Raw genomic sequence first — 23357 nt, 5'->3', positions numbered from 1 at the left:
AAAACCGCCGAAAGCTCTCAGCTCTCGGCGGTTAACACTATCTATATGCACTTGGTTGCTTAATCCAGCCCTTAGCTCCGTTCAATAATCGTATTCAACGTCGTACGATCCAAACCCTTCACCAAGGTGATCAGTAGCTCTTTAGCAGCTTCATAATCGTCTGTATGTATGATGGAAGACGATGTGTGAATGTAGCGGGAACAGATTCCAATGACTGTCGAAGGAACACCGATGCCACTAAGATGGACTTGACCAGCATCTGTGCCACCTGGTGACACAAAGTATTGATATTTAATTTTGTGCGTATCTGCCGTATCTTGCACATATTCCACAAGTCCGCGATGGGTAAGCATAGAAGGATCAAAAATACGTAGTAATGCACCATTTCCGATATGCCCGAAGGACTGTTTGTCACCTGTCATATCATTGGCTGCACTGGCATCTAGAGCAAAGAAAATGTCAGGTTGGATTAGGTTCGCAGACGTACGAGCGCCACGTAAACCCAACTCTTCTTGCACAGTTGCACCGATGTACAACGTATTCGGAAGTTTCTCTTTGTGAAGCGCTTCTAAACATTCGATAGCAAGACCTACACCATAGCGGTTATCCCATGCTTTAGCCATGATCTTCTTAGGGTTGGCAAGTGGTGTGAAATCACAGATAGGGACGATTTGTTGTCCTGGATGAATACCGAAGGATTCTGCCTCTGCTTGATCATCTGCACCAATATCTAGATACATCGATTTGATATCAACAGGTTTACTACGTAATGCTTCATCTAGAAGATGCGGTGGAGTGGACCCAACGACTCCGATAATAGGGCCCTTGTCTGTCATAATCTGAAGACGTTGTGAAAGTACAGCCTGACTCCACCAACCTCCAAGGGGTTGGAAACGAATCATACCGGCAGGTGTAATACCAGTTACTATAAACCCTACCTCGTCAAAATGTCCTGCAACCATCACTTTAGGACCACTCTCATCTCCGCGAAGAACACCAAAGAGACTTCCAAGTCGGTCTTGCACAAATTCTTCCGTATATGATGACATGGCATCCTTAACCCATGCACGCAATTCTCGTTCAAATCCTGATGCAGCTGGAAACTCTGTAAGGGTACGGAACAGCTCGATCGTCTTTTGATTCATTGAAAGAAAACTCCTTTTTAGTTATGTTATGACGATATTTTTCATCGTATTAAGTATGAACTTTGTCTTATAGATTGTCTATAACAGAAACGATCTGCACCATTATCGTCTGAACGGAATAACATGGCTATGGGTGAATGCTCGGTATTAGGCAAAAGAAAGGAGCACATATCATGAATTTGACGTTGAGAAAACGCATTGTGATTTATGTGTTGTTTATTTTGTTGATCATCATATTGCTGTATCTCTTTTAATTTAGAACGAACATACGAGTTGTCTTATGAGTGTCTTCGAGTTTCTTTCGAAAGACGCTCATTTGTCTATTTATAGTTATTCATTTCCTTTAGTTCTGTGTTGGTCGTTGGAATTATCAATAATCACGAATAACTTGTCACTTATCAATGATCGCTTTTATTTTGCATAAAAAAATACGTCCAATTTAGGGATTATGCCCAATATACTTAGAACTATACATCATGTACAATGTAATAAATGTAAAATAACAGGAGGGTTCATAACTTATGCCCATTCGTAAAGAGTCCATCCAAATCATTTCAGCGCTTCGTTCTAATCTGGAATCATGCATACTGGGGAAGTCCGTGGAAATAGAATTGCTGCTAACTTCGCTTCTTGCTGGTGGTCATGTTCTTATTGAAGATGTTCCAGGTACAGGTAAGACTCAGCTGGTAAAGGCCCTTGCGAAATCCATTAGCGGTGATTATCGCCGTATTCAATGTAATCCTGATATTTTACCAAGTGATATTACAGGCGTGTCCATATTTCACCCACGAGACCAACAATTTTATTTCCGTCCGGGTCCTGTGATGACCAATATACTGTTAGTGGATGAAATTAACCGTGCAACGACTAAATCTCAATCAGCACTGCTTGAAGTGATGGAAGAGAGGAATGTTACGGTGGATGGAGAAACGCATGATCTCCCTCATCCCTTTATGTTAATTGCAACTCAGAATCCAATTGATTTCGAAGGTACATATACGCTTCCAGAAGCTCAGCTTGATCGGTTTATGATGAAGATTAACCTCGGATATCCAGACGCATCTACAGAGAAACAATTATTGTTGAATCATCAGATAGGGCAACCCGTGGATCGCTTGGAAGCCGTCACCCATATGGAGCACATTGCTACCATTCAGCAAGAAATTCGAAATATACATATAAATGAAGTGGTTGTTGATTATATGCTTGAATTAATTCGAAGAACGCGTGATCACCAGGCTGTTCTTTTAGGTGCTAGTCCGAGAGCATCATTAGCTTTTATGATGGCGTGTAAAGCGTATGCGTTTCTACAAGAAAGAGATTACGTACTCCCAGATGACGTTAAGAAATTAGCCCCGTATATCTTATCTCACCGTATTTTACTGCGCTCAGAATCACGTCTTGAAAGCATTCATGTGGAATCAGTTCTAGGGAGTATCATCCAAGGGGTCAGTGTACCTGTGACCATGATGATGGGCGATAAAGGATGAGTTCTACCTTGAAGTCCATTGGAAGGGGACTACGCAGGCCTAGAGTGCAGGGGGTTCTTGTTGTATGGGGAATTACTCTATTGTATTTATTGTTTCAAGGTGGCAAGACTTCTTCCATGTTGTTCGCGATGTGTAGCGTATTTGTGGGCTACTTACTGTTAGGTGGATATAGTGGGATGAGTAGAGCAGTCGGCAAGCGGCAACTTACATTCGTTAATGGACAATTTGATCTGCTACATGCGGGTGAGCAGATGAATGTTCAGCTTAACGTTAATATTCCTGGGTATCTTCCATTCCCCTATATTATTCTTCGAGAAATACTGAAGAAACATAATGGTCAATCGTGGTCTTTCGAAGAAAGTGTGATCCCAAGTTTTCGTGGGCAAGCACAGCTTGTATTTAAGACGCCGCCATTGGAGCGTGGTAGATACCATTTCATGAATACCGATTGTGTAAGTGAAGATATCTTTGGATTGTTGGAACATAAAGGATCAATTCATGCTCCAGGGCAATTTCGAGTCATGCCACGTACGGTTTTGATACCATATTGGCAGTTGTTCGATCGTAATTCTCGTCTTGTTGGACCACAGACATCTTTTTCTTCTTCTCGCAGGGAAACGACGCAGATTAACGGTGTACGTGATTATGTATACGGAGATCGCCTAACGCGAGTTCATTGGAATGCGACTGCGAGGACGGGGACCTGGAAATCCAAAGAATTCGAACATGAATCTGTTCCCAAAACGATGATTATTCTGGATGCGATAGCAACACATTACAGATCAGAAGCACAATTTGAACTTGCCATTTCTGTAGTATCTTCTTTATTGGAATACAGGAACCGTGAACGAATAGGAATTGGATTGTGTACTCTTGGAAGCAAAACGATTGTTATAGCGCCAACAGAAAGTATACTTGAGCGGCAGAAGATGTTACATCATCTTGTTGATATGGATGCTGATGGTGTAGGCCAATTGCTTCCAAAGCTCGAATCGGCATCTCGCCTCTTTCCGCAAGGTGCTTATTTCATTCTAGTGAGCCCTATTAGTGGTCCATCTGTGATGGAGTTAATCCGTTGGGCGGATATTCGTGGGATGAGTCCCACACACCTGCACATTCTTAATTCAAAGGGTGATTCTTCGAAAGACTGGGTCTCTGTACTGAGACAGAGAGGTATCCATGGGTGCGCTGTTTCTGCACTAGAGGAACTACCTAACGCAGTAGGAAGGGGATACGCATGACCAACCGTAAATTTTTCCTCAAATATGATTGGTTAACCTCGCTTTCCTTTCTTTGGATATGGATCGTTGCACAGCAGTGGCTGACCTATACTGAACCGGTATGGTTCAAAGAAACCACTTCATTAGTAGGTAGAACCCTCATTATAATAGTGATGATTGAAGTCTTGCTGCCGTTTAAGAGGATTTATCGGATTCTTCTCGAATGTGGGATAATCCTCTTGGTGCTTCGATATACTCTTATTGAATACGATGTTTACATGCCGAGCGGTGAAGGAATTGAATATTACATCAGCGGGTATCACCCCTATATTTGGTTTGCATTTAGTACAGCATTAATATGTCTGTGTCTTGCTAAGTTTTTAACGACTCAAAGGCGAATCCTTGTGTTCATGGGACTTAATATCGTTGCAATGGCTATAATTGATTCTTTCTCGTCCATGATTCTTTGGGATGAAGTTGCATGGATGGTGCTATCTCTGATGGGCTGGTTGGTAAGTCATCATTTTCAGGAATTCAAAAAAAAATATCCTGAAGGTTGGAGAAATCTGATTGACTACCCACTCGAAATGATTGTTCATATTGTACTGATTTTCTCGGTGATCTTTCTACTGGGTGTTAACATGCCCAAAATTTCCCCAATATTGCAGGACCCCTACTCTGCATGGACAGGGCGAAATGAGTCTGTAGGGGATAGAGAGAAACAGCCTGAGATTGGAGCATTGGATGTACAACCAACCGTGTCAGGTTACAGTAATGACGATAATAAGTTGGGCGGCGCATTTGAATTCGATTATTCTCCGGTGATGACGGTTCGTTCAGCCAAACGAAATTATTGGCGTGGAGAGACTAGAAGGATCTATTCAGGAACAGGTTGGGAGAATGAATCCAAAGAGACAAATAAGTATGACGATGTCGTGGTTGGGCAAGAGTTGAAACAAGCTACTACATCCATGTTACAGACGGAGAAAGTTCAACAAACGATGATATTCCAAAATAGCAACGAATTTCCAGTGTTATTTGGTGCATATGCGATTTCCTCGGTTCAGACGATAGAAGGTGATGAGGACATGCGCGGGATTCAGTGGAAGGATTCACAAGCAGAACTTCATTGGAATACTGCGAGTAAGGCATCACTATATCCAAAAACGTATTCGATCACGTCGGAAGTTCCTATTGTTCCGATAGAAGAATTAAGAAAGAAATCTTTCGAAGATCTTTATGGGGATTCTAATGAAAAGGAATATTTGCAGATACCTGATGGTTTCCCCACACGAGTTAAAGAACTCGCTAAGGATTTGACAGAATCAGCTGTAACTCCGTATGACAAGATAACGTTATTACAAACATATCTACAAACGAACTTTGAATATACGAACACGCCAAATCTATCTCTCAAAAAAAGTGATGATTTCGTAGATAGCTTTTTATTTGAGATTCGTGCAGGGTATTGTAATTATTTCTCAACTTCAATGGCCATGATGACAAGATCACTTGGCATTCCAGCTCGATGGGTCAAGGGATATGCTCCGGGTAGCCAGCCTCAAATGGATGAGTTCAGTATGATGAGACCAGAACAGATAGATCCAGATTCATACAGGGTGACCAATGCTGACGCGCACTCATGGGTAGAAGTTTATTTCGGTCCATATGGTTGGATTCCAATTGAAGCAACACCGGGATTTACTATGCCTACCTTTTCAGGGGAAAATAGTGTGGATATGGACGAAAAGGATCAGCTAACTAGTGAAGAGGGGCTTGATAAAGCAGGACATAACTCGACTTATTGGGGAAAGACATTACCTTGGATCCAAGGGATGGTTATCGCAGTAATTACGGTGTTACTCTTGTGGCTGGGTTATATCGGGTGGCGCTCCGGTGATTCTTTACATTTCTTAATACGTCGACTACGGATGAGAAAAAAACTAACTCCAGCTGAGAAAGTGGTTATTGAAACTGAACGTTGTCTGAGGTATTTGCACAAACAGGGCATGACACGTGAGAAGCATGAGACGTTACGTGAGGTCGTGATGAAGTGGCAGACGAGTGCCCCGAACCTAGAGCCATCCTTAAGTTCTCTTCTACAACTTTTCGAAAAAGCACGGTATAGTCCTGAAACGATTGCGAGTGATGAATGGCGTGTGGCACAGAAGATTGAAGAACAGCTGAAAGTCTCTTTAAGAGCTAAAAATAAAAGGTAGTCACAGCCCCGTCCTTTTTGCTGATGCAAAAGGGGCGGTTTCTTTTGTAATAACTCATGATATTATGGTATAGTTTGTCGTATGAAACTGAGGTGACTTGACTTGTTTGAAATGTTGCTGCCTAAAGTACGGGTGAATACAGTATTTGATATCGATTTGGAAGATCTATATGCACAGGGATACCGAGGGATTATTACGGATTTGGACAATACGCTTGTAGGTGCCAAAGCACCGCTTGCCCATCCGGAATTGATCGCTTGGTTTGAATTGGTGAAAAAGACTGGATTTCAATTGATCATTGTATCCAACAATCATCTAAAGCGAGTATCGGATTTTGCTACTCCATTGGACATTCAATATCTACATGAAGCCCGTAAACCTTCCCTTAAGTCGTTTAATAAGGCAATGAAGATGATGGGACTTTCAAATACAGAGACGATTATGGTAGGCGACCAAATGCTGACTGATGTGTTAGGTGGTAATCGGCTTGGGTTACTTACAGTATTAGTACTACCCATCTCGGTTCAGGACGAAGGATGGGGAACAAGAATCAATCGGAGAGTGGAGCGCATTGCGCTTAAAAGTCTTCGCAAAAAAGGATTATGGCTCGAGGAGGAACATAAAGAATGAAAGAATCTATTGGCGAGCAAGAAGCCATGAACTGCAGCGGGTGTGGTATTACACTACAAACCGAGCAATCAGATCTACCGGGTTACGTACCACCCAAAGCGTTAGAACAAGAGCAGATTATTTGTCAGCGCTGTTTCCGTATTAAGAATTACAATGAATCATCGTCCGTTACGGTGGATCAAGACGAATTCTTGAAACTGTTAAGCCAAATTGGCAATAAGAATGCACTTGTTATTCATATTGTTGATCTGTTCGATTTCCAGGGTAGTATGATCTCTGGATTACAACGATTCGTGGGGAATAATCCTGTTATCCTTGTGGTAAACAAGATTGACCTTCTTCCGAAAGTGACGAACTGGAACAAAATTAAGAACTGGGTTCAACAACAAAGCAAAGAAGAAGGTCTTAAAACGGAAGAAATCGTGCTAGTTAGTGCCAAGAAGAATCAAGGATTTGAGCGCTTGCTTGAGACGATAGCTACTTACCGTGGAGATCGAGATGTGTATGTTGTTGGTGCAACCAATGTAGGTAAATCAACCTTAGTGAATCGTCTCATCCGCGATTACAGTGACCTTGAACAAGAACTAACGACTTCTCGTTATCCAGGTACTACGCTAGATATGGTTAATATACCACTTGATGATGGCCGCTTTATTATTGATACTCCGGGTATCGTATACCCTTGGCGTTTCAGTGAGCTCGTGAGCCGTGAGGATCTCGGAGCAACAATGCCTGAGAATCCGCTTAAACCAATGGTTTACCAGCTGAATGAAGGTCAGACCTTATTCTTTGGTGCTATGGCTCGATTTGACTTCTTACAAGGTGATCGCCAATCGTTTACATGCTTCCTTAGCCCACAGGTTGTGATACATCGTACGAAGTTAGAACGTGCGGACTCACTGTATGCAGATCATGCAGGCGTGATGCTGACTCCCCCTAACCAAGCTAATTTAGCGAAGCTCCCTGAGTGGACAAGACACGAATTTAGTCTTAAAAAGGGAACTCGTTCAGATGTGTTTATCTCAGGTTTAGGTTGGATCAAAATCAATAGTGATCAAGGCGCTTTAATAGCAGTCCATGTACCACGTGGTGTGAAAGTTCTATCTAGGCCTTCTTTGATATAGACTAATCAGCAGAAAGCGGGTGAAATAAGAATATGTTATGGAGAGAATTATCTTCAGAACAGAACAAGAGGATGCTTCTCGCGGTGATCGGAGATCCTATCGCTCATTCTAAATCCCCTGTAATGCATAACGCTGCTTTAGAAGCGCTTGGTATCGAAGGGGAGTATTTCCCCTTGCACGTTAGTCCTGAGGATCTGGGTAGTGCGATCTCTAGGTTCAAAGAGCTTGGATTCAGAGGGATTAATGTGACCATTCCGCATAAAGTAGATGTAATGAAATATCTAGATCAAATAGACGACTCCGCCGCTCGGATTGGCGCAGTGAATACGATTGTGAATGAGAATGGTATTCTCACCGGATATAACACGGATGGGATTGGTTACGTCCGTTCGTTGAAGGATGAGACTCATGTTGATTTGCTTGGGAAGTCAATTCTGGTCTTAGGAGCGGGTGGAGCCGCTCGCGGCATCATTTCTGCTCTTGCTCAAGAAGACCCGAAGACCCTTATAATCGCAAATCGGACTGAGGACAAAGCTATCCAAATGGCAGAGGAATGGAAATCAGTGGTGAACATCTCAGCGATCACCATAGACAAAGTGTCTGATATTCTGGCGGACATGGATGTTGTGATTAATACAACGTCTATAGGGATGCATCCTAACACTTCTCATACGCCTATCGATCCAGAATTGATTCCAGCTGGAATTATCGTTAGTGATTTGATTTATAATCCACTAACAACTGAATTTCTGAAGAAGAGCCATGAAAGAGGATGCACGATACATGGTGGTCTTGGCATGTTTGTCAATCAAGGTGCATATGCCCTTGAATTTTGGACAGGAATGCCTGCACCAATTGAGACGATGCGGACTGCGGTCTTGAAGAGTCTTCAGAACTGAATGATAAGTTTAAGATTAATTATTTGAATTGAAGGAGCTTGAATATTACATGTTAACCGGCAAACAGAAACGTTTTTTACGTTCACAAGCACATCATTTGGATCCTGTATTCCAAGTAGGTAAGAATGGAACGAATGATCATTTGATTCGTCATATCGTAGAAGCTATTGAGAAGAGAGAACTTATGAAGATCACAGTTCTTAACACTTGCCTTGAAGATAAGAATGAAATCGGAGCAGAATTGGCTAAACAATCTGGTGCGGAATTAGTTCAAGTTATCGGAAAAGTGGTTGTATTGTATAAAGAATCAAAAGATAATAAACAAATTCAACTGCCTTAAGTTGGGGAGGATTCAACATGAAGATAGGTATCATGGGGGGGACCTTTGATCCGCTTCATATCGGACACTTGCTTGCAGCGGAATCGGCTAGAGATTCTTATCAGTTGGATGAAGTCTGGTTTATGCCAAGCCATATACCTCCTCACAAAGAGAAGGCTGGAGCGACGGGTGAACAACGCTTAATGATGGTAACCGAAGCGATAAAGGACCATCCTTCTTTTAGAACGCTGGATATAGAGGTGAGAAGAGGTGGCGTATCCTACACCATAGACACGATCGAAGAGCTTCAAGAGACCTACCCATCAGTTGACTTCTATTTCATCATTGGAGCAGATATGGTTAACTATTTACCTAAATGGGATCGAATTGAGGATTTATCGGAGATGTTAACGTTTATCGGTGTAGGTCGTCCAGGTTCACCTTTGGATCTGCTTACTCTTCCGTCCTATTTACAGCGTAGAGTGCTACTGGCTGACATGCCACTTGTGGATATCTCCTCTTCTGAGATAAGAGAAAAGGCAGAGATGGGGCATTCCATCCGTTATATGGTGCCTGAACGAGTGTATGAATATATAATAAGGAGCGGGTTATATGAAATTCAGCCGTGATGAACTTATTAAAGTCGTATCAAGTCAGATGCCGGAACAACGTTGGCAGCACACACAAGGTGTTATGGATACGGCAGTTAAGCTGGCAGAACAGTATGGAGCAGATCCTGTTAAGGCGGATTTAGCAGCGATTTTACATGATGTAGCTAAATACTGGCCGATAGAGACGTTAAGAACGGTTCTCTCGGACAATCAGTTATCTGATGATCTGTTGTTATACAATAAGCAACTTTGGCATGCTGAAGTAGGTGCTTTTGTAGCGAGTCATGAATATGGAATTGAAGACATTGAAATTTTGGATGCCATTCGCTATCACACAGCTGGTAGGGTTGGTATGACTAGACTTGACAAGGTGGTATGTCTAGCTGATTATATCGAGCCGGGAAGAGACTATCCTGGCGTGAATAATATTCGGGAACTAGCCAACCATAGTCTAGAGGGAGGCCTAGTAGCTGGATTGGATTCTACAATCAGTTTACTAGTGTCACGTAGGCAAATAATATACCCGTTAACGGTATTAGCACGTAATGATTTGATAAAGCAAATGGGGGCGAATTCATGAGTCAAAAGTTTATTGGACCTGAGAAATTGTTGGATTTAGCGGTAACTGGCGCGCAAGATAGAAAGGCAATGGACATCGTTGCACTGGATTTAAGAGGGGTATCTTTAGTTGCCGATTATTTTGTTATTTGTCATGGTAACTCTGATGTACAAGTACAAGCCATTGCTACCGAAATTCGTAAGTCGGCTATGGAAGCAGGTACTAACATCCGTGGAATCGAAGGAATGAATTCCGCTCGTTGGGTATTAATGGATTTGGGAGACGTTATTGTTCATGTATTCCACCGCGATGAACGTGAATTCTATAATCTTGAGAAATTATGGTCTGATGCTAAGGTGATGGAATTAGTATGAGCTTAGTTGCGGGTACAGTTGTTTCATTAGAAGTGGCCCGTGAGGTGTCTCCATATGGTTTTTTTCTATATGGAGATGATTTCGATGTGTTACTTCATTACACGGAAATTACAGAAGAAATAAAGCCTGGCGATATATTAGAAGTATTCATATTTTTTGATACAGAAGGTCGCTTAGCTGCAACGATGAAGAAACCGTATTTGACACTTGATGGACTAGCGAAGTTGGTTGTGGCAGATATTAATCCACGCCTCGGTTGTTTCCTCGAAATGGGACTCGGTCGTCAGTTGTTGCTTCCTATACGTGAATTACCTGAACTTAATGAGTTGCACCCACGTGTTGGCGACTCTGTATTTGTCACTATGGAGCACGATAAACAGGGAAGATTGCTTGCTAAACTAGCTGGAGAGTATGAGCTCGAAACGTTAACCTTTGCGGCACCTTCTTCTTGGATGAACCAATGGATGACCGCAACCGTGTACAAATCACTTCAGATGGGCACGTTCGTGCTTGTCGATGGTGGCGTGGTTGGATTCGGGGTTATCGGACTAATTCATTCTACGGAACGCACTCGCATGCTTCGTCTTGGCGAAGAAGTGAAGGTACGTATTAGCCATATTCGTGAAGATGGAAGAGTCAATCTTTCCATGGTCCCTCTGAAAGAGGTTGGACGTGATTTGGATGCTGAGAACTTGTTGGCATTCCTCAAGGAACGTCCAGGTGGAGGCATGCCTTATTCTGATGCAACACCGCCAGATATTATTAAAGAACGATTTGGCATTAGTAAATCAGCATTTAAACGAGCTATTGGTAAGCTGCTTAAAGAAGGCATGATTACGCAAAAAGAAAATTGGACGTATCTCGTGAATCCGGAGTCTACTTCAAATGAAGAGGTACAGTCTTAATCCTATACTGAAATCATAGTATTCCAAAGAGAGTGAGGTGTCATCATGTCATCCTACCGGAAATTTGCATATGTCTACGATGAATTAATGGAGGATATGCCATACCCTGACTGGATACGTTTCGCCCGAACCGCTTGGGAGAAACATGGGATGCCTCATACTGTAGCTGAGCTGGGTTGTGGGACAGGTAGCATTACCATTCCACTAGTGAATTCTGGATTTGAAGTGACAGGTATTGATCTTTCAGCGGATATGTTGTCGGTTGCTCGCGCCAAGATGGATGGAACGCCACAGGGTAATCGTCTTCAACGTGAAGAAAGTATACGGTGGGTACAACAAGATATGACAGCGTGGGAATTACCAGAACCGGTGGATTCTGTGATATCTTTTTGTGACTGTATTAATTATCTTGTTGAAGAATCGGATGTTATATCTATGTTCGCGCGAACATACGAGGGCTTGAAGCCAGGTGGAACGTTTCTCTTTGATGTACACCATCCCAATACGATGAAACGTTATGATGAAGAACAGCCGTTTGTGCTGGATGAACGTTCCGTTTCTTATATTTGGACGTGTGATTTAGATGAGGAACGATGCGAGATTGAGCATCATTTGCGAATTTTTGTACGTGATGAACAAGGTGGAGATCAGTATCGACGTTTCGAAGAGATTCATGTTCAGCGTGCGTATGATCCTGAATGGATGAAGGCTGAACTTGTCAAGGCTGGATTCCGTGATATCAAAATCTATGCTGATTTTGAATGGACCGAAGCAGATGAGTATGCGCAGCGGCTCTTTTATGTGGCAATCAAATAGTTGTATTTGTATGAAGCCCTGTGATATTCAGGGCTTCATTTTTTTGATGACTACATCGTAATTGGCGTATACTTGAGTAGTGAGTTTTTACAATGACGAATAAATTAACGTATAGGAGTGGATCAAATGGAATTCAAGAATAGTACAGCTATCATTACAGGTGCAGGAAAAGGGATTGGCCTAGCTATAGCAACTTCACTTGCTAAGGAAGGTGTGAATTTGGGTCTGATCGCTAGAACAACTTCAGATTTGGAAGTGCTTCGTGACACACTAACGCAAACGTATGGTGTCAAAGTTAGTATTGCGACAGCGGATGTATCTGTGAAGAGTGAAGTAGATAGCGCCGTAGAGGTATTGAAAGAACAATTGGGTTCTATTGACATTCTGATCAATAATGCTGGGTTTGCAGAGTTCGGAACATTAGTGGATATGGATTCTGATGTATGGGAAAAAATGATTCAGGTTAATCTAATGGGCACTTATTACGTAACTCGTGCAGTACTTCCAACAATGATAGAGCAAAACAGTGGAAACATTATTAATATTGCATCAACGGCAGGCGAGAAAGGATTTGCAACAGGCTCTGCGTATTGTGCTTCTAAGTTTGCGGTGTTGGGATTGACTGAATCTGTGCTACAGGAAGTACGTAAATTCAACATTCGAGTTATGGCTTTAACTCCAAGCACGGTTAATACGGATTTGGCTAAGAATGCTGGATTGAAAATAGGTGATGAAGATCGTATGATGCAGCCTGAAGACGTTGCTGAGATAGCGCTAGCAACATTGAGACTTCCACAGCGTGTGTTTGTGAAAACAGCTGGATTATGGACGACGAATCCACAATAATGAATCAGGAAATAAGCCTTGGATCCTTTGATCCAAGGCTTATTTGTTCTGGAGGCACATAAGATATAATCATATGCTCCTATTGTCTTTCCAGTTCTCAACGATGTTCTACAAGGTCGATACTTCCAAGAATAATGTGTGCTAGACCAAAGCCTAATACGCCATACGCGGCAAGTTTATACTTGCTACCAAGCAGTGCAGCACCCGATGCGGATACGACAGTTCCAAGAACAGCAGGAATTATTCCTTCACGCATATGAACACTCCCTTAGATTGGTTTGGAAAGACAGATAGTAGTGTTTGTTTCTATGTAATATTTTATACAAAATGATGGTCATGCTTAGTCGTAATTAGTTGGAGAATTCATCATATGGAATCGGGTCTCTGGTTGACTTATCCTCCTTGTTTCTGTATAATATGGTTCATCAAAATGCATATTTTAAACGTTGATGAGGAGTAATAATTTCGAGACTTCACTCAGAGAGCCGGCGGTTGCTGTAAGCCGGTTGATAGACCGAAACGAACTTACCTCGGAGTCATGATATGAATATGGAAAAGTCAAAGGCGCTGCAATTTAGGTCGTCAGATTTCTATATATAAAGTATCATCGTCTTGCCCGCGTTAAGGGTTCAAAGTGAGTGGAAGACAAAGCATGTATTCCGCTAACTAGGGTGGTACCACGGGAATCTAACCTCTCGTCCCTAGCGATCATACGCTACGGATGAAGAGGTTTTTTTGATGAGTAAATACGCTACATATTATATCGCGCACAGTTGCGAAGGAGGACACGCAAGTCATGAGTGAACAACAGCCACAGGGCCAGGGTTATCAGGCACAAGCCATCGAACCGAAATGGCAACAATATTGGGATGAGAACAATACATTTACAACAGGGGAAGACCCGACTAAGCCTAAGTTCTACGCTTTGGATATGTTTCCATACCCATCGGGTGCAGGTCTTCATGTAGGGCATCCTGAAGGTTATACAGCGACAGATATCGTATCGCGTTATAAAAGAATGCGTGGTTACAATGTGCTTCATCCTATGGGTTGGGATGCCTTCGGTCTACCGGCGGAGCAGCATGCTATAGATACAGGAGAACATCCAAAGGGATTTACAGTGCAGAATATTAATAATTTCCGCCGCCAGATCAAATCCCTTGGCTTCTCTTATGATTGGGACAGAGAGATTAGCACGACGGATCCTGAATATTACAAATGGACACAATGGATCTTTATCCAGTTGTATAATAAGGGACTTGCTTATGTCGCTGAAGTACCAGTCAATTGGTGTGAAGCATTGGGTACAGTACTTGCAAATGAAGAAGTAATTAATGGGTTGAGTGAGCGCGGTAATCATCCTGTCGTTCGTAAGCCGATGAGACAGTGGATGCTGAAGATTACCGAGTATGCAGATCGTTTGTTGGATGACCTAGAAGAACTAGATTGGTCTGAAGGTATTAAAGATATGCAACGTAACTGGATTGGTAAATCCAAAGGCGCTGAAGTGAAATTCGAAATTAAAGGTCACGAGGATCAACTGGTAGTATTCACAACGAGACCGGATACATTATTCGGTGCAAGTTACTGTGTCCTAGCTCCAGAACAAGAGTTAGTCGCTCGTATTACGACAGAAGAGCAAAAGGCAGCTGTAGAGGCTTATAAGGTTCAAGCATCACACAAAAGTGATCTAGAACGTACGGATTTGGCTAAAGACAAAACGGGTGTCTTCACAGGGGCTTATGCGGTCAATCCAGTAAATGGAGCTACGATGCCAATCTGGATTGCAGATTATGTTCTTGCTGGATATGGAACAGGAGCGATTATGGCTGTACCAGGTCATGATACACGTGACTGGGAATTTGCTAAACAGTTCGGACTAGAAATAATAGAAGTAGTTAAAGGCGGTAATATTGAGGAAGAGGCTTATAGCGGAGATGGGGAACATGTGAACTCCGAATGGCTTAATGGTCTGCAGAATGTTGAGGCTATCGCGAAAATGATAGCTTGGCTAGAAGAGAATGGTAAGGGTCAAGGCAAAATCACATATCGTCTGCGCGACTGGTTATTTAGCCGTCAGAGATATTGGGGAGAGCCGATTCCGATCCTTCACCTAGAAGATGGAACGATGAAGACTGTTCCTGTGGATCAATTACCACTTGTCCTACCGGATGTTGATCAAATCAAGCCATCGGGTACGGGTGAATCACCACTCGCGAACGTTCTTGATTGGGTGGAAACGATTGATCCTGAGACTGGAATGAAGGCTCGTCGTGAGACGAATACGATGCCTCAGTGGGCAGGAAGTTGCTGGTATTACCTACGCTTTATTGATCCACACAACGATAAAGAGCTATGTTCCAAAGATAAGCAACAACAGTGGCTTCCAGTAGACCTTTATATCGGTGGAGCGGAACATGCCGTACTTCACTTGTTGTACGCGCGTTTCTGGCATAAAGTTCTGTACGATCTAGGGATTGTTGATACGAAAGAACCATTCCATAAACTTGTGAACCAAGGAATGATTCTAGGTACTAATAACGAGAAGATGAGTAAATCCCGTGGGAATGTCGTTAACCCAGATGAAATCGTTGAAAGCCATGGTGCGGATACACTTCGAATCTATGAAATGTTTATGGGACCATTAGAAGCTACGAAACCATGGAATATTAGCGGAGTAGAAGGAAGTCATCGTTTCCTTTCTCGTGTATGGCGTCTATTCATCAATGATGAAGGCAATCTAAATAGTAAAATTGTCGATGGTGAAGGTAGCGATGAATTTAAACGAGTATGGCATAAGAGTATCAAGAAAGTAACCGAAGATTTGGATAACTTACGGTTTAATACAGCGATCAGTCAATTGATGATTTTTGTTAATGAAGCTTACAAGACGGATGAATTGCCACGTCGTGCTCTAGAGGACTTTGCGCAACTTCTGTCCCCAATGGCACCGCACATTTCCGAAGAATTGTGGCAGCGCCTTGGACATGAAGACAGCATCACGTATGAACAGTGGCCAACATTTGACGAGTCTTGGACTGTGGATTCTGAGATCGAGATTGTCGTACAAGTGAATGGTAAAATTGTACAACGTACCTTGATTTCAAAAGATACGAATCAAGAGGACATGCAAGCGCATAGTCTTGCTCTTCCGAGTGTGGAACAAGCCATTGCAGGCAAAACCATCCGTAAAATCATTGCAGTGCCAGGTAAATTGGTTAACATTGTTGTTAGTTAATATCACCTAATAATTCATTTAGTTTCTCAACATCTTCAACATATTTGTTATGGGTCGTAGTAATTAGATTGTGAAATACGCCATCTAAACTGTGGTTTAATTGAGATAAGGCTTGTGCGGTAATACCTCCAGGAACGGCTACCAGGTCTTGAAGTTGTAGAGGTGTTAGCCCACCTTGGGTTAATAATTTGCCGGTACCAAGCATCATCTCGCTTGCGAGACAGGTGATTTCCTCACGGGAAATGCCTGTCATCTCTACAGCAGCATCGATCCATTTTATTAAGAAGAAACTCATAAACGCAGGCCCGCAGCTAGTGAAATCAGAATTAATGCGCGCCTGCGTTTCTTTTATTTCTATCGGTTTGCTGATAAAAGAGAGCAGGTCATGCAGAATTTGCTGATCATTCTTCTGGATTCGGCTACCATACATAACTAATGAAGCGCCACTTCCAACCTTATGAGTTACGCTTGGAATCACTTTAGCAATTTTACAAGATAGATTATTTTCTAAATGATGTATTTGTACAGGACTAGTAATAGAGACGAGTAGTTGATCTGATCGAACATGATCTTTAATTTCTTGGATCAAAGTTGCAAATTGAAGTGGCTTAACACAGACGAATAGAATATCACAGCTTCTTACGGTGTCGACATTGTTAAGGGATACATTTAAACCTTCGTGGCGTTCGGAGAGTAACAGGAGCTTTTCTTGTGATCGATTACTTATAAATAGCTGCTGAGGCGTTATTGCCCCAAAATATATGAAGGAATCTATTAAGAGGCTTCCCATACTACCGGTTCCAATTAGTCCTATCCTCATGTGGCATTCCCTCCTTTCATAATTACGGTAATCGGTAATGACATAACCCTTCTTCTTAACATATGCATTAGAACCTTTACATCATGACGAATTTACAGATTAGAACAAGTAATTTTATTTATTTGTCTTAAGATGATGCATTTGAAATATTGAAATTTCTTTCCATTCCAATGTGATAGAGGTGTAGTGAGATGAAACGTAAAGCGATAGGTATTATGGTTGCCTTATTAGGCAGTGGAGGAGTTCTATTATCTGGTATTGGGGAAAGAGGAAATGTTGAGGGTTGGGAGCCGTTGAACTTACAAGTTGCGCAAGCATTAGGAGAAGGTGAATCGCCTTCTAGCAAGAAGCAGGGGGTTCAAGAAGTATCGACGAGCAACGTGTTGGACTCAGCGGCTGATTCGAAGTCATCTGAAATCAGAGTCAATGAGAATAGTGTTAATTCTACCCCTTTGGATAATAAATCAGGGACGTCGATTGTCGAGCAGAAGGTGGAACAAGTGAAAACGAATGAGCAGACGATACCAACGCCAACGGATACCGCGTCAAATGCTGCAGATATTCACAAAATAAATGTGAACACTGGTGGTATTAAAGAATTAATGGAGCTTCCGGGTGTTGGGGAGAAAAAGGCACAGGCCATCATAGACTATCGTAATCAGAATGGACCTTTTCGTAAAATATCAGATCTTAATGATGTGAAAGGGATCGGAACGAAAATGATGGCGAAGATTGCCCCGTATGTCGAATTGTAGATTATAATATACAATAGAGAAATACAGAGGGGAAGAGAAGGAAATGACAGATACACGTAAAGACTGGGATACCTATTTCATGGATATTGCATATATGGTTTCTACTCGTTCTCGTTGTGCTAGAAGACATGTAGGTGCTGTTCTTGTTCAAGGTAAGAAGTTACTCGGCACAGCTTACAATGGAGCCCCAATGGGGATGCCGGATTGTACAGAAGCGGGTTGTATGATCTCAGAGGAAGTCTCTTTGGTTCATGTTGAGGGGAAACAGCAGATGATTAAGAAGCAACGTTGCATTCGTACCATCCATGCTGAACAGAACTTATTGCTTTTTACAGACCGTGTAGATCGAGAAGGAAGTACAGTATACGTAACGGATGAACCTTGTTGGACATGTGCGAATATGTTGGCTAACAGTGGTATTGTTGAAATTGTATTTCACAGGTCTTATCCTAAAGATACGGACAAGGTAACTCAGATGATGAATAGTATGGGGATTGTTTTTCGCAAGCTTCAATCGTATGAACCGCCTAAAGATACATTAACGAGCGTATCGAACTAGATATATAAATAATATATTGTAAGTAATGTTTAGAGGAAGCACCTCTTTTGCGAGTATAGCCGCAGAAGAGGTGCTTTTATTTGTCTAAGAAAAGGGATGTGATGATAGATGCAAGGTAGGCCTCTGTTGTTATTTACATTATGTTGGATTGTTGGAAGTGGCGCAGCATGTCTATATTCAGGCATTACATTGGGTTGGATATGGGTTATTGCTTCGGTTGTACTTGTGATATCTATGATTCTATTAAAAGTAAGAGTGGGCACGATAATTATGGTATGGCTCGCACTCACGGTATCGGGTGGATACTGGGAGTGGCACGATCATTCTAACGTGTCTATGTTACCTCAAGTTGTGAAGCAGGACATATCTAAGCTTACTGGCATGCCAGTCGATGTAGAGGGTGTGATTGTATCCTCGGTGGAAGTAGATGGGGATCGAGCGGATATGAACGTGGTGTTGTCTGGGATAAATTCATCTGCAGTATCGGAGACTGTACTGGTGCAAGTGAAACTTCTAACGAAGGAGGAGCAACAACAGGCGATAGAATGGCAACGAGGTGATGAAGTAAAGCTAAGTGGTACCCTTGAAATTCCTGCAACGGCGCGCAATTTTGATGGTTTCGACTATCAAAAGTATTTGCGTACGAAAGAAATACACTGGATAATGAAGGTGAAAGGATTACAAAACGCCGAGGTGTTACCTCCGACTTCATGGAGTGTAACCTCCCTCTTTCGTGTGAATGATGCGTTGAGAGCGAAGCTTGCATCGAAGCTAGATGCATTGTTCCAAGAACCTCATGCAGGGTTTATGAAAGGTCTGATCATCGGGATGCAAGATGATGTAGACCCCGTAACGTATAATCAATTCTCTCAACTAGGTTTAACACATATACTGGCTGTATCGGGTACCCATGTAGCTGTATATGTAGCCTGCTTAATGATCCTGTTATCGTTGTTTAGACTTTCACGTGAAACGATACTTACAATCATTATCTTACTAGTGCCCGCCTATGTACTTCTAACGGGGTTTAGCCCTTCAGTTGTTCGGTCTGGTATAATGAGTATGATTACTCTTTATGCAGCAAGACGAGGATTACTGAAAGATGGACTTCATATTATTAGTGCGGCTGCACTCTTGATGTTGGTATGGAATCCTTATTTATTAATAAATGTAAGCTTTCAACTATCTTTCATCGTTACGTTAGGTCTCATTATATATGTACCATTGGCAATGCCTTTACTAAATAGAGTACCCCGTAAATTAGCGGGTGCATTAGGTGTGACGGTTATCGCGCAGCTTACATCTTTTCCATTGACGATATATTATTTCAACCAATTCTCGTTGCTATCTGTTGTAGCTAATCTACTACTCGTCCCACTCATTTCCGTCATAGTAATGCCACTTGGAATGGTTTCATTAGCACTAGGGTCGATCTGGATGCCTGCTGGCAGAAGTGTGGCGTGGGTTGTGGAATGGCTCGATAATATAAGCTTTACGTTAGTCGAATGGATGAATATTTATCCAGCATTTATCACGATATGGCGCTCACCCTCTATTATATGGATTTGTTGTTACTATATTTTGTTGTATGTACTACTGAGGTTGGGGAAATTGTGGGTACAGCATGCTCAACCACCTCCGATATCCGTTGAAGATACGATACCTTTAGAAGGCGTAAGTCATATGCAGGAGCAACAACAAGAGCGAGCGAATAAGCTAACTTGGAAACAGTACATCGTGGCTCCACTGATACTCTCATTTATTGTCTTACTGTATGTGGGATATCAACCGCAGTCTTTGAAGGGCGCGGGACTAGTACAATTCCTAGATGTTGGGCAAGGTGACAGTATTCTAATCACAACACCGGAAGGGAAAAATATCCTTGTGGATGGCGGCGGAACATTAAATTTCAGCAAGCAGTCCGACTCGTGGAAGGCTCGAAAGGAACCTTTTGAAGTAGGAACTAAAGTGCTCGTCCCCTTGTTGAAAAAACGAGGTATTCATCACCTAGATGCTGTAGTACTTACGCATGGGGATCAGGATCATATTGGTGGATTACAGGCGGTATTAGATCAGATTCCTGTGAAGGCTATTTTATTTAATGGAACATTAACGGGGACGTCGACGCTTGAGAAATTATTATCAACTGCTCTCAAGAAAAAAATTCCTATTTATGCTGTTCATCAATCGATGGAGATGCAACCTGATTCATTTACGAGTATGATATTCTTATCTCCTGAAATGACACAAGCCGAACAAATGGAATTGCCTATCGTAAAGGAACAGAATCATTCGTCCTTGGTATTTGTACTCGAAATGAATGGTGTACGCGTATTGTTAACTGGAGATATGGATGAAGAAAGCGAGAATGACATTTTAGAGGAAGCTACCAATTCAATATTCCAAATTCAGGGTATAGATATAATAAAAATTGCTCACCACGGCAGTAAGACGGCTTCTTCTAAAGAATGGCTTGCTCAATTGAGAGCTACAGCAGCAGTTATCTCTGTAGGTGTTAATAACTCCTATGGTCATCCTAATTCTGATGTGGTTGATCGGATCATCAATCAGGGCTTAAGCCTATTTCGAACGGATCAGCAAGGAGAGATTCAAATGAAACTTCAACATAAAAAGGTATGGGTCAGGAATAAACTTAAATAGGTCATGTGGGGACTTGAACTTCATCTCATACTCTTGTAAGATTTCCATAGAGAGTCTTATGACATGACTATTTATAGTTAACTTTTATCATCAATCTCTACTTGTTATGGGGGGTTGAATTTTTTGTGATTAGACGACATGCATGTTAGGTACATAATCTTATGAAAATTATTATAAAAAAGTGATTACAAATTGCAACAATTTGCTGGTCTTACACGTCAGTAAGATTGCAGGGAGAGGGGGATCCTTTGTGGTAGAGCTCGGACTCATTAGAGCGGCTCAATCGGGCGATCGCGACGCTCTAATTACCCTATTACGAGATATTGAACAACATGTATATCGGACGGCCTATTATATCCTGAACAACGAACAAGATGCGCTAGATGCAGCTCAGGAATCATTGATCCGTATTTATACCCGAATCGACTCCTATGAGGAAAAAGCGAAGTTTAAGACATGGGTGCAACGGATCGTGACTAATATATGTATTGATAAATTTCGACGTAATAAGCCAACGGTTTCTATGGATGAACATGAGTTTGTTTTTCCGGATAAACAGGATGTTGAACAATTAGTATTGTCTTCTTACATGGCAGAGGATATTCAGGAAGCGATCAATCAACTGCCAGAACATCATAGAACCGTTATTGTATTAAGGTATATACAGGATTTCTCCTACAACGAAATTGCTGATTGCTTGAATCTTCCGCTAAATACGGTTAAATCATATCTATTTAGGGCAAGACAGCAATTACAGAGTATGCTTCAAGAGTACCAGAAAGGAGGTGTATCAGGATGAAATGTCCAGAGGTGATTGAATGGATGCACCGTTATTTAGATAATGATCTTAATGAAGAGAATACGACTGAGATGATGGAGCATATTGCTCATTGTCCACAATGTGCTGAATCCTTCCGTATGCTTAAGTCGCTGTCTCATGAACTTGCAGAGCTTCCTCTTGTCAATCCTAAATATAGCTTGGTTGATGCTATTATGCCTCAGCTTGATGCGATAGATCGTGCACGGCTTGAGAAGTGTGCTTCGAAAGAACGCACGCCTGATGAAATGGTACCCGTGACCCCTGTAATCGTCCCTAAGAGACGATTGTTCGCAGGTACGGCAGCAAGAACGGTGATCGGAGCTGTCGCAGCAATGGGAATCCTAGGCGTAGCTATTTATGCTTATACTCCACAAGAAATCGATGATGCCCAGATGCAAGAACCCGTTGCTAAGGTCTCCGATAAGGTCGCCTCTGCCCAGCAGAAGACTGTTGATAATACAGCTACTAATAATGCAGGTGGTTCAGTGGTTTCTACTGATACGACTCAGCAGGATGGTATTAGTTCGGATTCAGTGGCAAGTCCTGATATGGATCAAAGTACCTCGGATCAAGTGGCAGAAAATGAAGGGGAAGTACCGGTAAAAGTGGATAAACCTTCAGAACCAGCTGTTGATTCAAAGAGTCCTGATCCAAGTTCTGCTAAGGCACCGGATGATACAGCGAAGCAGACTGAAGTGGCTCCACTGCAATCAACACAGGGCGCAAGTGATAAATCTAGTGCTCAAGATAAATCCAGGACGGTAGAACCGGTTCAAGGGCAAGCTTCCAGCAGTAATAAGGAAGTTGTTGTACCTAAAGATAAGAGTATCAGTGAAGCGCCAAAGGCATTAAGCGTTGACCCACTACTTCCGTCTCAAGACAACCTTATGACGCAAATAAGATCTTTTGGTTTGGATGCATCTCAGTCATGGGAATCACCAGATGGGAAAATGCAAGCGACATTGGAAGATCAGAAACTGGTTATATATAAATTACCCTTGGAAATGGAAATTAAAAATTCTATTATTCAAAGTATTGAATTAACCGGTGATTGGGTGTCGGGGGAATGGTCTGAGGATAGTAAAGTGTTTACGTATCAAACATCTCTAGATGGTAAAGTGTCTAGTTACACTTATCCTAATGATACAGCTGTAGCTCCGTAAAATTTCTTTTCAAATGGACGCACCGTTCATGAAACGTAAGAATATGTTATATTACGGTACAGTCGCAGTAGCACTTGGATATTCAGCCATCAATATAAATAAGGAAGCCCTAATCGTTATGGCCACTGGCAGGGAAGTTTCTAGAGCTTTCTGTTGTCGGTGTTTATATAGATGTGCTGGGACA

Annotated in this window: 22 protein-coding genes and 1 other annotated feature; of the genes, 19 read left to right on the top strand and 3 right to left on the bottom strand. The window is 42.1% G+C overall.

Annotation, left to right across the window (positions count from 1 at the left end; genetic code table 11):
- Positions 1 to 71 precede the first annotated feature (71 nt).
- Positions 72 to 1145: a M42 family metallopeptidase gene (locus BW961_RS14470; protein ID WP_068587743.1), complete on the bottom strand. Its 1074-nt coding sequence runs from the start codon at positions 1143 to 1145 to the stop codon at positions 72 to 74.
- Between the two features lie 521 nt (positions 1146 to 1666).
- Here BW961_RS14470 and BW961_RS14465 point away from each other — a divergent pair.
- The 13 genes from BW961_RS14465 (at position 1667) to BW961_RS14405 (ending at position 13157) form a co-directional block, all read left to right on the top strand.
- A complete protein-coding gene (locus tag BW961_RS14465; protein ID WP_068587742.1) occupies positions 1667 to 2635 on the top strand; it encodes an AAA family ATPase in 969 nt (322 codons plus the stop codon).
- A gap of 8 nt (positions 2636 to 2643) precedes the next feature.
- Entirely contained in the window at positions 2644 to 3876 is a 1233-nt protein-coding gene (locus BW961_RS14460; protein WP_244555961.1) for a DUF58 domain-containing protein, read from the top strand.
- Positions 3873 to 6074 (top strand): DUF4129 domain-containing transglutaminase family protein, encoded by a 2202-nt coding sequence (locus tag BW961_RS14455; RefSeq protein ID WP_068587739.1) that lies wholly within the window; start codon positions 3873 to 3875, stop codon positions 6072 to 6074. The genes BW961_RS14460 and BW961_RS14455 overlap by 4 nt, the downstream gene beginning before the upstream one ends.
- Positions 6075 to 6176: 102 nt before the next feature.
- A complete protein-coding gene (locus BW961_RS14450; protein WP_068587737.1) occupies positions 6177 to 6704 on the top strand; it encodes a YqeG family HAD IIIA-type phosphatase in 528 nt (175 codons plus the stop codon).
- A complete protein-coding gene (gene yqeH, locus BW961_RS14445; RefSeq protein ID WP_068587735.1) occupies positions 6701 to 7828 on the top strand; it encodes a ribosome biogenesis GTPase YqeH in 1128 nt (375 codons plus the stop codon). The genes BW961_RS14450 and yqeH overlap by 4 nt, the downstream gene beginning before the upstream one ends.
- A gap of 32 nt (positions 7829 to 7860) precedes the next feature.
- A complete protein-coding gene (gene aroE / locus BW961_RS14440; protein ID WP_068587733.1) occupies positions 7861 to 8727 on the top strand; it encodes a shikimate dehydrogenase in 867 nt (288 codons plus the stop codon).
- 49 nt (positions 8728 to 8776) lie between these two features.
- Positions 8777 to 9067 (top strand): ribosome assembly RNA-binding protein YhbY, encoded by a 291-nt coding sequence (yhbY, locus tag BW961_RS14435; RefSeq protein ID WP_068587731.1) that lies wholly within the window; start codon positions 8777 to 8779, stop codon positions 9065 to 9067.
- A 17-nt stretch (positions 9068 to 9084) separates the two neighbouring features.
- Positions 9085 to 9675 (top strand): nicotinate-nucleotide adenylyltransferase, encoded by a 591-nt coding sequence (locus BW961_RS14430; RefSeq protein WP_068587729.1) that lies wholly within the window; start codon positions 9085 to 9087, stop codon positions 9673 to 9675.
- Positions 9659 to 10237 (top strand): bis(5'-nucleosyl)-tetraphosphatase (symmetrical) YqeK, encoded by a 579-nt coding sequence (gene yqeK / locus BW961_RS14425; RefSeq protein WP_068587726.1) that lies wholly within the window; start codon positions 9659 to 9661, stop codon positions 10235 to 10237. Before BW961_RS14430 ends, yqeK begins: the two co-directional genes overlap by 17 nt.
- Positions 10234 to 10590, top strand: a complete 357-nt coding sequence (rsfS, locus tag BW961_RS14420) for a ribosome silencing factor (protein WP_068587725.1) — start codon at positions 10234 to 10236, stop codon at positions 10588 to 10590. Before yqeK ends, rsfS begins: the two co-directional genes overlap by 4 nt.
- Complete coding sequence (locus BW961_RS14415) at positions 10587 to 11495, top strand: CvfB family protein (RefSeq protein WP_068587722.1); 909 nt, start codon at positions 10587 to 10589, stop codon at positions 11493 to 11495. The genes rsfS and BW961_RS14415 overlap by 4 nt, the downstream gene beginning before the upstream one ends.
- Positions 11496 to 11540: 45 nt before the next feature.
- Complete coding sequence (locus BW961_RS14410; RefSeq protein ID WP_068587720.1) at positions 11541 to 12311, top strand: class I SAM-dependent DNA methyltransferase; 771 nt, start codon at positions 11541 to 11543, stop codon at positions 12309 to 12311.
- A gap of 126 nt (positions 12312 to 12437) precedes the next feature.
- Positions 12438 to 13157, top strand: coding sequence for a 3-ketoacyl-ACP reductase (locus BW961_RS14405; protein ID WP_068587718.1), 720 nt, complete (start codon positions 12438 to 12440; stop codon positions 13155 to 13157).
- 97 nt (positions 13158 to 13254) lie between these two features.
- On the opposite strand, the gene BW961_RS14400 is transcribed toward BW961_RS14405, so the two are convergent.
- Positions 13255 to 13413 carry an asparagine synthase gene (locus tag BW961_RS14400; protein ID WP_068537747.1) on the bottom strand — a complete coding sequence of 53 codons (159 nt, stop codon included), beginning with the start codon at positions 13411 to 13413 and terminating at the stop codon, positions 13255 to 13257.
- A gap of 181 nt (positions 13414 to 13594) precedes the next feature.
- Positions 13595 to 13863, top strand: a binding site (T-box leader).
- A gap of 90 nt (positions 13864 to 13953) precedes the next feature.
- On the opposite strand from BW961_RS14400, the gene leuS reads away from it, so the two are divergent.
- Entirely contained in the window at positions 13954 to 16395 is a 2442-nt protein-coding gene (gene leuS / locus BW961_RS14395) for a leucine--tRNA ligase (RefSeq protein WP_068587716.1), read from the top strand.
- On the opposite strand, the gene comER is transcribed toward leuS, so the two are convergent.
- Positions 16388 to 17215, bottom strand: coding sequence for a late competence protein ComER (gene comER / locus BW961_RS14390; RefSeq protein ID WP_068587713.1), 828 nt, complete (start codon positions 17213 to 17215; stop codon positions 16388 to 16390). The two genes, leuS and comER, sit on opposite strands and share 8 nt — an antisense overlap.
- Before the next feature lie 191 nt (positions 17216 to 17406).
- On the opposite strand from comER, the gene BW961_RS14385 reads away from it, so the two are divergent.
- The 5 genes from BW961_RS14385 (at position 17407) to BW961_RS14365 (ending at position 23173) form a co-directional block, all read left to right on the top strand.
- Positions 17407 to 17970 (top strand): ComEA family DNA-binding protein, encoded by a 564-nt coding sequence (locus BW961_RS14385; protein ID WP_068587711.1) that lies wholly within the window; start codon positions 17407 to 17409, stop codon positions 17968 to 17970.
- 43 nt (positions 17971 to 18013) lie between these two features.
- On the top strand, positions 18014 to 18529 hold the full coding sequence (locus tag BW961_RS14380; RefSeq protein WP_068587709.1) for a deoxycytidylate deaminase: 516 nt from the start codon (positions 18014 to 18016) through the stop codon (positions 18527 to 18529).
- 108 nt (positions 18530 to 18637) lie between these two features.
- The gene (locus BW961_RS14375) at positions 18638 to 21190 is read left to right on the top strand and encodes a DNA internalization-related competence protein ComEC/Rec2 (RefSeq protein WP_082867555.1); all 2553 of its coding nucleotides are present in this window, start codon (positions 18638 to 18640) and stop codon (positions 21188 to 21190) included.
- 250 nt (positions 21191 to 21440) lie between these two features.
- Complete coding sequence (locus tag BW961_RS14370) at positions 21441 to 21989, top strand: RNA polymerase sigma factor (RefSeq protein ID WP_068537742.1); 549 nt, start codon at positions 21441 to 21443, stop codon at positions 21987 to 21989.
- Positions 21986 to 23173, top strand: a complete 1188-nt coding sequence (locus BW961_RS14365) for a zf-HC2 domain-containing protein (protein WP_068587707.1) — start codon at positions 21986 to 21988, stop codon at positions 23171 to 23173. The genes BW961_RS14370 and BW961_RS14365 overlap by 4 nt, the downstream gene beginning before the upstream one ends.
- Positions 23174 to 23357: the final 184 nt, after the last annotated feature.

The organism is Paenibacillus macquariensis (assembly GCF_900156375.1).
GTDB lineage: Bacteria > Bacillota > Bacilli > Paenibacillales > Paenibacillaceae > Paenibacillus_AQ > Paenibacillus_AQ macquariensis.
Note: the sequence above shows the minus strand (reverse complement) of the source record. Positions and strands in the feature narration are given on the sequence as shown.

Bases quoted from the DNA above. Each gene is read 5' to 3' on its own strand.
- BW961_RS14385 (WP_068587711.1), top strand. From the start codon at position 17,407: ATGAAACGTAAAGCGATAGGTATTATGGTTGCCTTATTAGGCAGTGGA.
- BW961_RS14470 (WP_068587743.1), bottom strand. From the start codon at position 1,145: ATGAATCAAAAGACGATCGAGCTGTTCCGTACCCTTACAGAGTTTCCA.
- BW961_RS14405 (WP_068587718.1), top strand. From the start codon at position 12,438: ATGGAATTCAAGAATAGTACAGCTATCATTACAGGTGCAGGAAAAGGG.
- BW961_RS14410 (WP_068587720.1), top strand. From the start codon at position 11,541: ATGTCATCCTACCGGAAATTTGCATATGTCTACGATGAATTAATGGAG.
- BW961_RS14375 (WP_082867555.1), top strand. From the start codon at position 18,638: ATGCAAGGTAGGCCTCTGTTGTTATTTACATTATGTTGGATTGTTGGA.
- BW961_RS14415 (WP_068587722.1), top strand. From the start codon at position 10,587: ATGAGCTTAGTTGCGGGTACAGTTGTTTCATTAGAAGTGGCCCGTGAG.
- leuS (WP_068587716.1), top strand. From the start codon at position 13,954: ATGAGTGAACAACAGCCACAGGGCCAGGGTTATCAGGCACAAGCCATC.
- BW961_RS14380 (WP_068587709.1), top strand. From the start codon at position 18,014: ATGACAGATACACGTAAAGACTGGGATACCTATTTCATGGATATTGCA.
- BW961_RS14400 (WP_068537747.1), bottom strand. From the start codon at position 13,413: ATGCGTGAAGGAATAATTCCTGCTGTTCTTGGAACTGTCGTATCCGCA.
- comER (WP_068587713.1), bottom strand. From the start codon at position 17,215: ATGAGGATAGGACTAATTGGAACCGGTAGTATGGGAAGCCTCTTAATA.
- yqeK (WP_068587726.1), top strand. From the start codon at position 9,659: ATGAAATTCAGCCGTGATGAACTTATTAAAGTCGTATCAAGTCAGATG.
- BW961_RS14430 (WP_068587729.1), top strand. From the start codon at position 9,085: ATGAAGATAGGTATCATGGGGGGGACCTTTGATCCGCTTCATATCGGA.
- BW961_RS14465 (WP_068587742.1), top strand. From the start codon at position 1,667: ATGCCCATTCGTAAAGAGTCCATCCAAATCATTTCAGCGCTTCGTTCT.
- BW961_RS14455 (WP_068587739.1), top strand. From the start codon at position 3,873: ATGACCAACCGTAAATTTTTCCTCAAATATGATTGGTTAACCTCGCTT.
- rsfS (WP_068587725.1), top strand. From the start codon at position 10,234: ATGAGTCAAAAGTTTATTGGACCTGAGAAATTGTTGGATTTAGCGGTA.
- aroE (WP_068587733.1), top strand. From the start codon at position 7,861: ATGTTATGGAGAGAATTATCTTCAGAACAGAACAAGAGGATGCTTCTC.
- yqeH (WP_068587735.1), top strand. From the start codon at position 6,701: ATGAAAGAATCTATTGGCGAGCAAGAAGCCATGAACTGCAGCGGGTGT.
- yhbY (WP_068587731.1), top strand. From the start codon at position 8,777: ATGTTAACCGGCAAACAGAAACGTTTTTTACGTTCACAAGCACATCAT.
- BW961_RS14365 (WP_068587707.1), top strand. From the start codon at position 21,986: ATGAAATGTCCAGAGGTGATTGAATGGATGCACCGTTATTTAGATAAT.